This window comes from Sphingobacterium haloxyli, from assembly GCF_002980525.1.
GTDB classification, from domain to species: Bacteria; Bacteroidota; Bacteroidia; order Sphingobacteriales; family Sphingobacteriaceae; genus Sphingobacterium; species Sphingobacterium haloxyli.
Window position 1 is genome coordinate 1 of the sequence record NZ_PVBQ01000049.1, and the last position, 539, is coordinate 539.

1 protein-coding gene is annotated in these 539 nt (G+C 60.7%); it reads right to left on the bottom strand.

Annotation, left to right across the window (positions count from 1 at the left end; genetic code table 11):
* A partial coding sequence (locus C5745_RS19895) for a cytochrome c biogenesis protein CcdA (RefSeq protein WP_317046856.1) occupies positions 1 to 539 on the bottom strand: 539 nt, incomplete at both ends.

Consider the following 539-nt stretch of genomic DNA (forward strand, 5'->3'; position numbering starts at 1 on the left):
CGTATCTTGCCGATCAGGTACAGTCCCAGCATCCCGAAGATGGCTATCCAGAGGGCCAGGAACACTTCCCTGTCCAGCCAGTTCCAGTGGTAGGCAAGGTCCACGTTGGACAGGAACTTCAGTGCCAGTGCCAGCTCCAGGAACCCCAGGACGACCTTGACGCTGTTGAGCCAGCCGCCCGACCTGGGCAGGGACTTGAGCATGGAAGGGAAGAAGGCGAAGATCACGAACGGTATGGCCAGGGCCACCGAGAAGCCGAGCATGCCCACGGCAGGCCCCAGGCGTTCGCCCTTGGATGCCGCCTCCACCAGCAGCGTGCCGATGATCGGCCCGGTACAGGAGAAGGATACCAGTGCCAGGCTGAAGGCCATGAAGAAAAGCCCCAGTAACCCGCCCCTGTCCGACTGGGCATCTATCCTGTTGACAAAGGAGCTGGGCAGGGTAAGCTCGAACGCCCCGAAGAAGGATGCCGCGAAGACCACCAGTATCAGGAAGAACAGAAAGTTGAAGACACCGTTGGTGGACAGGGCGTTGAGCGC